This window comes from Bathymodiolus heckerae thiotrophic gill symbiont, from assembly GCF_900128515.1.
Taxonomy (GTDB): domain Bacteria; phylum Pseudomonadota; class Gammaproteobacteria; order PS1; family Pseudothioglobaceae; genus Thioglobus_A.
The window spans coordinates 1-7818 of record NZ_FQTP01000044.1; the positions used below are offsets into that span (position 1 = coordinate 1).

Here is a 7818-nt window from a genome sequence, read left to right on the forward strand (position 1 = left end):
AAGAACTGGTGATAGAGTGCTGCTACAACGCGCCCTACAATCAATAACATTAAGACAGTGCTGATGCCTGGTGCGCTATAAATGGCGCAATGCCGTCAAAAATTTCTGGCAAAGCTGCGCCTGATCCAAAAAATACGATATCACCCAACCCTGCAATTTGTGCCGTTACCAAGCCACTAACTGCCATTAAAATTACAGCAACATACAAAACATAATGCCCGACAGTACTAGCCTTATTCATCTTTACTGTATTGGCATTAATTGGCTCTAATTTAACACTACGCAAACGAACAATTAAACGTGTCACCATCAGCACTAATATGCCGATACCAATGCTCATGTGAACCTTGAGTGAACCAATTTTTGCCGGATCGCTATTTGACATTTCGCTTAAAATGTTGCTGCCCATTAAAAGCCAGGCCGAAATAGTAATGGCCAATATCCAATGAAGTGTTACTAAAAAAGGGTGATAACGTTTCACACTATTCTCCTATTGATTTTTAATAATCGGGCGTTACAGTTACTTTAACTGTAGATCCAGGCAATGTATTTGACTTAAAGGTAAATTCACGGTTGTTATACTCAGCCGTCACTAAGTAGTAATCTACGCTTTTTCCTTGCGCTCTTGCTTGTACTTAGTCTCACGGTGCTTTACTTGTCTATAACTCACGACCCTGCTACCACTTGAACGATCATCATCATGAGCAATTGAAGCACCTAACAATGTTCCAGCCACCGTCATGGCTTTATTTCCACTGCCACCACCTAGTTGATTACCAATAACACCACCCAATATTTCACCAAAAATTTCATTAGTATATGAATTATTGGATTCTTGTGAATAAGCCGGAACTTCTTCATTCCAACACTCTTCATGAGGCGTTTGATAAACAGCTGTTTTAAAAACTTTTTCTGTACTTAACACTTCTGCCGCATCAGTAAAGGCCAGTGATGTGGTTGATAATAAGACCAACCCTGTTGTTATTAGCTTATTCATAAAACCCGCCTATCGTCTTCCGTATCCGCGGCCGTAACCATTGCCAGAACCTTGTGATTTGCCACCATACATGTGTCTATTACCCTGGCCTTCGCCTTGTAAACTACCGCCATACCTATGTTGATCACCTTGGCCTGCTCCTGCTCCGTGCTCAGATCTCATATTATCTCTAAATACCTGCCTTTCTTCTGTTGTCATTCCCTCAAGACTGGTTTGCATTGCGTCTCTAAAATTTATTCTATCTGTTGGAGACACGGCTTGAATAGTGCTTGTTGAACTACCGCCTGAAACCAAGCAAGACTTTATTAATGAATTATCAACAAACCATCAACTTTACTGGGGCACCGGCAATGAGCAGCTAGCTAAACACATACATTTAAAACCGCACTTTAATTTTATGGAGGGCGTACTCTCTACAAGCCTAGGATCAAGTGTTAATATTGCGCCCGAAGTTGGCAATTCTGATCGCCACTGGGTTGATATCAATGTTAGTGGGAAATTAATTAGGATTGGTTTTGATCAACAAAGAACTGGTGCTGTATTACCTTATGTGGCACTTTATCTGGTTTCAATATTAGCAGTTATGGCCATTTTAAGCAGCCTGGTGCTTATGCGAAAAATTACCAAACCCGTGCAGGCGTTATCCAAAGCTGCAAAAATTATTGGTAGTGGTGGCGTACCAAAACCACTATTAGAAACGGGACCAAAAGAATTGGCGGAAACTGCCAAAGCGTTTAACAAGATGTCTGTCGATGTGCAAAATTTATTGGAAAACCGTACGGTGATTTTGGGTGGTATTTCTCATGATTTACGCACACCTTTAACCCGAATGAGAATGGCACTAGAAATGCTGCCTGACAATGTTGATAACGAGCTTAGAAATGAGCTTAAAGATTCTATTGCTAATATGGAGCTCATCATTCAAGAATATATGCAGCTGACTCAAGACTTAGAAAATAACGCTGTTGAGGGTGTTAATATTCATAAGTTATTGTCTGATATTGTTAACAAAAAAGGCCAGCTAATTAAACTGTCAGGCGACTTAAGTCTAACTACTAATACTCACTTATCTGCTCTGCATAGAGTGCTGTTTAACTTAGTAGAAAATGCAATACGCTATGGCAATAGCAAGCCGACTCGAATTTCTTGGAAGTTTTTAGAAAAAACACTAAACATTGAGGTGTCCGACCAAGGTTGCTGGCGATTAGCATTCTATCTACTGCCATTTCTTACTACTGTTTTGTTTATTAAAGAAAACCTTAATAATTAAGGTTTTTAAGTTTGACCAAATTACCGCCCTAGAAAAATGCATTTCTCCAACTGATTGCAATTACACTTTCTTTGTTAGCTTGATAGCCATTTCTATCTTGAGAAAGTGGTGTAATATACTCAATACTAATATTCTTGGCTGGCGCATACATGTAGTTCACACCCACACTGGCTTCAGTAATCTTGCCACCATAATTAGCAGTTTGTGCATCCGAACCTGGGGCGTATATATTAGAATCAATACCATGAATTGCATCTTGATGCTCGGTACGTAATCTGAATGATGAAACCAAAGTTGGCTCCCCAGGCAGTCAACTCATGCTTGTCACCATAACGCCAGCCCTCTGAGTTTTTATCTTTCAATGGAATGGTGGCTAAATATTTCGCACCATAACCCAAATGGGTAGTAGGGGTAGTGTTTACCAGAGGAATCTGAACCTCTGTTTCTGTAATACTACCAGTTGGCATGCTTAATACTGCAGAATGCCCATTACCAATGTATTGACCGTCTCTTTTGAAGCGTTCATCTTCCAGTTGCCTGCAACAATAACTTGACGCATAATAACTCTCTAAATAAAAAGGATTGAATGTTACGCTATTTAACAATAAAAATCAATGACTAAAAAGCTTTAGTGTGATGACTTAGAGCCAAAATACAAGGCTAGTGAAACCATTAAAATGCCCAAAGCAAAGTAAACTAAATCCAAGGCACCAGTAAAGGTCATAGATAGAGACACCTCAAAAAAAGTAACCACTAAAATCATCAAGATAACTTTGGCTAACTTTGACTTTAAGTCGTCTAAAGAATTGATCACCAAAACCTTTGAAGACTGCCCACTGTCTTTGGCAGCATCAATTTCACTAATAAATAGTTCGTATAAACCCAGGGCAAATATCAATAAAATTGTGGCTAGTAAAAATCCATCAATTGCGCCAACCGTATGGGCGACTAACTCAATTTTCAAGACTCTTTTAGCTTCGGCAGATGCACCAATATAATCACCCGCATGGGCAATTAAACCAGCAACATCAACTGCGGTAATAACAAATAACATTAAGGAGAGTAATAGCGAGGAAACAACCGCTGCTAAAACCATTAGTCTAGAGCTCCATAGTAATTTTTCAAAATACTTTTCTAAACCATTCATCCACTTCTCTCTCAAAACAATATAATGCTTAAGTATATCATTACTTAAATTTAAATAACAGTTATGTCGCAAACTTGGGCTCAATGCTTAAACACACTCAAAGACACCATCCCATTGGCTCAATACAGTGTTTGGGTGCAGCCATTAAAAGCACTTGAAGATAAAGACATTCTATCTTTATTGGCGCCAAATACTCAAGTTAAAGACTACATTAACAAAAATTTAAAAGCACAAATTAAAAGTGCTGTTCACCAGCACAATAAACAACTAAAAATATTTATTAGCGTTGCACCCAAAGTCAATCAAAAGTTGTCAACTGCAAGACAACATTCAACCCCCTTATATGAAGATTATACTTTTGATAATCTGGTACTTGGTAACGCCAATCAAATGGCGTATGGCGCCACTAGACAAATTGCAGAAAACATTAAAGGCTCGCCTTACAACCCGTTTATTATTTATGGCGGATCAGGCCTAGGAAAAACACACTTAATGCAGGCTGCAGGACATTTGGCCAAAGCTCAAAATCCTGGTTTAAAAGTGCTGTATGTACCATTAATGGATTTTGTTAGAAATATCACATCAAGCCTTAGACACAACACCATTGAAGAGATCAAAATATTTTACCAATCTGCCGATTTGTTGTTGGTTGATGATATCCATTTAATTGCGGGCAAGGAAAAATCCCAAGAAGAGTTTTTCCATATATTTAACTTTCTATTTAATGGCAAGAAACAAATTATCTTTACTTGTGACCAGCCACCAAATAAGATTAGATCATTAGAAGATCGACTTAAAACAAGGTTTTCTCAGGGTTTAAACCTACATTTAACGCCACCAGAACTTGAGATGCGTGCAGCAATTTTGTTAAAAAAATCACAAAATGAAAAAATCAACATTGGCCTAACTGAGGATGTGGCCTTGTTTATCGCTGGACACATTACCTCAAATGTCAGAGATTTAGAGGGTGCCTTATTAAAACTAAAAGCCTTTGTAGACTTTTCTAAAATGGATCAATCCTTAATTTCTAAAGAAGTGGTTGAAGCTGCATTAGGTGATTTAATAAAACCTCAAATTAAAAATATTGATGTTAACGACATTCAAAAAGAAGTATCAAAACACTACGCCCTAACCATTTCAGACTTGACTTCAAAATCTCGCAAACAACACACTGTATTGGCCCGACAAATGGCTATCTACATTTGTCATGAATTAAGCTCTTTATCTCTTAACAAAATTGGAAAACAATTCGGAAATAGAGATCATTCCACAGTTATCCACGCCATTAAAAAGATAAAGGAAAAACTACTAGAAAGCGCAGATATAAAGAACGACTACGACATAATTAAACTGAAATTAGCCAACTTATAAACATTTCCACAACTAGGTTTTACACCCACCAGTGGATAACAATAACAACTTGAGTAAAAAATGAATTTTATAACCATGTACACAATTTATTACATAAAATACTAACAAGATATCAACAACTTAAATAGTTAATTTTTAAAGAAAAAAAACATTTATTCACCAAAAAAAGCACCACTAATAATAACAACAATATTTAATAAAAGGATTTTTGAATGAACACCCAACTCACTGTTAAAGAATTACTTGAGCCTTTACAAACTGTTATTGGTGTTGTTGAAAAAAAACAAACCTTACCTATACTGTCACATGTTCTAATTCAATTAAAAAATAACCAACTAACATTAACAACAACAGATATGGAAATTGAGATACGTGCTTCTCATCCTATACAAACTCAAGAAGAAATTTCTTTTACAATTTATGCAAAAGATCTTATTGATATTATTAGAAAATTACCAGATACAACTATCATTGAATTCATTATTGAAGAATCAAAAATCTATATTAAGACCAATAAAAATTCATTCGAATTAAATACTTTTAATCATCAAGATTTTCCATCATTACCAAAAATCGAGAACAGTGATATTATTAAAGTTAATCGTCAACAATTAAAAGAATTAATTGAAAACACAAGTTTTTCAATGGGTAATCAAGATATCAGAGCATATTTAAATGGTTTATATTTTGAAGTAGATAAAGACAGTATTACTGTTGTTGCAACAGATGGCCATCGTTTATCTATTGGTGAAATCAAACAATCAAACAATTTATCTGACAAAAAGACAGTTATTCTACCAAGAAAAGCGGTAATGGAATTAACAAAAATATTAAGCAAAAGTGATCATACTGAAGTTGATGTTCATTTATCAAAAAACTATTTTTATCTAATTAGTGACAATACAACTATCATTAGTCGATTAATTGACGGTAATTTTCCTAATTATGCGCAAGTCTTACCAACTGATTTTGAAAATACAATTGTTATTGATAGATTGGAGTTTTTAAATTCATTACAACAAGCCTCTATTTTTGTTGAAGAGCGTACTAAAGGTGTTAAGTTAGTATTTAAAAATTCACAATTAAATATTTTTTCGCACTCTGAAAGAGGGCAAGCTAAAACCCAAATTAGTATTAAAAATTTTGATAAAGAAATTGAAATTGCATTTAATATTCATTATCTAATTTCTATTTTAGAAAAACTAGATACCGATGAAATTAACATGGTGGTTCCTGGTGGTGAAAATCAGTCTTGTATGCTTAGTAGTCCAGATGATGAAACTTATCAATACGTTGTTATGCCGATGCGTATTTAACTATTCTTTAATTAAATACCATGGCAGTTATTCGTAAACTGGCAATCACGCAGTTTCGCAATTTAAATCAGCAATTTATTGAGCCGAGTAAACATTTAAACCTGTTTATTGCTAATAACGCCCATGGAAAAACTAATTTAATTGAGGCTATTTATTATCTTGGACATAACCGTTCTTTTAAAACAAAATCTTTAAAAGAGTTAATTAAACTAGATCAGCAAAAATTTCAATTAGATGCTCAAGTTGATAATTGCCGTATTAAGTTAGAAAAATCCAAACAAAAAACTAATATTAGTATTAATCAAATTCGATTAAAAAATAGTAGTGAGTTATCTAAGGTTTTACCTATTCAAATTATTACATCGGATAAAGGTTTTATTGTTAACGGAACTCCAAAAAATAAAAGATCTTATTTAGATTGGGGTGTGTTTCACGTGGAACCTAATTTTTTAACTGATTTTAAAAAATACAATAAAGCATTAAAAAATATTAATATTTTATTATCTCAACAAAAAGATCAAGAGTTAAATTATTGGTTTTTAGAAATTTCTAAACTATCAAAATTAATTAATCAAGCAAGGAAAAATTATCTAGACCAGTTAAAACAAACAAATTCAACAAAATTAATTAAAGGTTTATCTGATTTATTTAAATCAGTAGAGTCATTTGATTATGAGTTTAAATCTGGCTGGCCAAAAGAAGTTAATGCATTTGATGTTGATAGTATTTATCAGTATTTATTAAAAAGTAAAAGTTTTTTATTTAAATCAAAATACTTGAATTACGGTCCACATAAGGCTAATCTTAAATTTTATTTAAATGATCGAGAGGAGTGTTTTCTTTCAAGAGGTGAACAAAAGACTTTGTCTATTGTTTTTTGGTTAACCCAAGTATCAATGATGGTGAAAAGTAATATTCATCCTATTGTATTAATTGATGATATTTCTTCAGAGTTGGATGCGACAAAAATTCAAACAATTTTGTATTTTTTAAAGCGATTAAACATTCAAATATTTATGACGGATATTGGTTCAAATTCATTAAAAATAGATCCTGAAAATACGCGTATTTTTAAGATTGATCAAGGGATTATTACTCAACAATAATTATTGTAGTTTATTTCTGATAAATAGGCTTACATCCCTTTAAAAACAACAAATTATCAAATTAAATTAACTGGTAAAAAATATTGTATGGCAATACGTGTTTCGATTGCCCGTGGTATAATAATTTTATTTTTTCAAGCACTTATGTCTGAAGATCAATCGCAAGAATCGCAAGAATATCAAGCATCCAATATTAAAGTTTTAAAAGGTTTAGATGCTGTTCGAAAACGCCCAGGAATGTACATTGGTGACACTGATGATGGTTCTGGTTTACATCACATGGTATTTGAGGTTGTTGATAATGCGATTGACGAAGCATTAGCTGGCCACTGTTCTAAAATCAACATCACTATTCATGAAGACCAATCAGTATCTGTTACTGACGATGGTCGTGGTATTCCTGTTGATATTCATCCGGAAGAGGGTGTGTCCGCTGCAGAAGTTATTATGACAATACTCCATGCAGGTGGTAAATTTGATGATAATTCATATAAAGTTTCAGGTGGTTTGCACGGTGTTGGTGTTTCAGTTGTCAATGCATTGAGTGAATGGGTTGAATTAACCGTTCATCGTAGTGGTGAGATTCATCATCAGCGTTATAGTATCGGTGT

At 34.2% G+C, this 7818-nt stretch carries 10 protein-coding genes; 5 read left to right on the forward strand and 5 right to left on the reverse strand.

Translation table 11 applies throughout. The features are described 5' to 3' along the window. Positions 1-49: 49 nt before the first annotated feature. The 3 genes from BTHERMOSOX_RS06620 to BTHERMOSOX_RS06630 all read right to left on the reverse strand — a co-directional run bounded on the left by BTHERMOSOX_RS06620 (position 50) and on the right by BTHERMOSOX_RS06630 (position 1216). The gene (locus tag BTHERMOSOX_RS06620; RefSeq protein ID WP_249360629.1) at positions 50-481 is read right to left on the reverse strand and encodes a cytochrome b; all 432 of its coding nucleotides are present in this window, start codon (positions 479-481) and stop codon (positions 50-52) included. Between the two features lie 123 nt (positions 482-604). After that, the gene (locus tag BTHERMOSOX_RS06625; protein ID WP_138120322.1) at positions 605-997 is read right to left on the reverse strand and encodes a glycine zipper 2TM domain-containing protein; all 393 of its coding nucleotides are present in this window, start codon (positions 995-997) and stop codon (positions 605-607) included. A 9-nt stretch (positions 998-1006) separates the two neighbouring features. Then, positions 1007-1216, reverse strand: a complete 210-nt coding sequence (locus tag BTHERMOSOX_RS06630; protein WP_138120323.1) for a hypothetical protein — start codon at positions 1214-1216, stop codon at positions 1007-1009. A gap of 46 nt (positions 1217-1262) precedes the next feature. Here BTHERMOSOX_RS06630 and BTHERMOSOX_RS06635 point away from each other — a divergent pair, with 46 nt between their 5' ends. Beyond that, positions 1263-2267, forward strand: a complete 1005-nt coding sequence (locus BTHERMOSOX_RS06635) for a histidine kinase dimerization/phospho-acceptor domain-containing protein (protein ID WP_138120324.1) — start codon at positions 1263-1265, stop codon at positions 2265-2267. Positions 2268-2295: 28 nt separating this feature from the next. On the opposite strand, the gene BTHERMOSOX_RS06640 is transcribed toward BTHERMOSOX_RS06635, so the two are convergent. Further along, positions 2296-2559 (reverse strand): hypothetical protein, encoded by a 264-nt coding sequence (locus BTHERMOSOX_RS06640; protein ID WP_138120325.1) that lies wholly within the window; start codon positions 2557-2559, stop codon positions 2296-2298. Positions 2560-2895: 336 nt separating this feature from the next. Beyond that, positions 2896-3414 carry a YqhA family protein gene (locus tag BTHERMOSOX_RS06650; protein ID WP_138120326.1) on the reverse strand — a complete coding sequence of 173 codons (519 nt, stop codon included), beginning with the start codon at positions 3412-3414 and terminating at the stop codon, positions 2896-2898. Positions 3415-3477: 63 nt separating this feature from the next. On the opposite strand from BTHERMOSOX_RS06650, the gene dnaA reads away from it, so the two are divergent. The 4 genes from dnaA to BTHERMOSOX_RS06670 form a co-directional block, all read left to right on the forward strand. Next, positions 3478-4785: a chromosomal replication initiator protein DnaA gene (gene dnaA, locus BTHERMOSOX_RS06655; RefSeq protein ID WP_138120327.1), complete on the forward strand. Its 1308-nt coding sequence runs from the start codon at positions 3478-3480 to the stop codon at positions 4783-4785. Between the two features lie 212 nt (positions 4786-4997). Next, positions 4998-6101, forward strand: a complete 1104-nt coding sequence (gene dnaN, locus BTHERMOSOX_RS06660) for a DNA polymerase III subunit beta (protein WP_138120328.1) — start codon at positions 4998-5000, stop codon at positions 6099-6101. Positions 6102-6121: 20 nt separating this feature from the next. Continuing rightward, positions 6122-7207, forward strand: a complete 1086-nt coding sequence (gene recF, locus BTHERMOSOX_RS06665) for a DNA replication/repair protein RecF (RefSeq protein WP_138120329.1) — start codon at positions 6122-6124, stop codon at positions 7205-7207. Positions 7208-7351: 144 nt separating this feature from the next. Then, positions 7352-7818 (forward strand): ATP-binding protein (locus tag BTHERMOSOX_RS06670; protein WP_249360630.1); only part of this gene is annotated, 467 nt, incomplete at its 3' end.

Excerpts from the sequence above, each read along its gene's own strand:
- recF (WP_138120329.1), top strand. The coding sequence starts at position 6,122 with ATGGCAGTTATTCGTAAACTGGCAATCACGCAGTTTCGCAATTTAAAT.
- dnaN (WP_138120328.1), top strand. The coding sequence starts at position 4,998 with ATGAACACCCAACTCACTGTTAAAGAATTACTTGAGCCTTTACAAACT.
- BTHERMOSOX_RS06630 (WP_138120323.1), bottom strand. The coding sequence starts at position 1,216 with ATGCAAACCAGTCTTGAGGGAATGACAACAGAAGAAAGGCAGGTATTT.
- BTHERMOSOX_RS06625 (WP_138120322.1), bottom strand. The coding sequence starts at position 997 with ATGAATAAGCTAATAACAACAGGGTTGGTCTTATTATCAACCACATCA.
- BTHERMOSOX_RS06650 (WP_138120326.1), bottom strand. The coding sequence starts at position 3,414 with ATGAATGGTTTAGAAAAGTATTTTGAAAAATTACTATGGAGCTCTAGA.
- dnaA (WP_138120327.1), top strand. The coding sequence starts at position 3,478 with ATGTCGCAAACTTGGGCTCAATGCTTAAACACACTCAAAGACACCATC.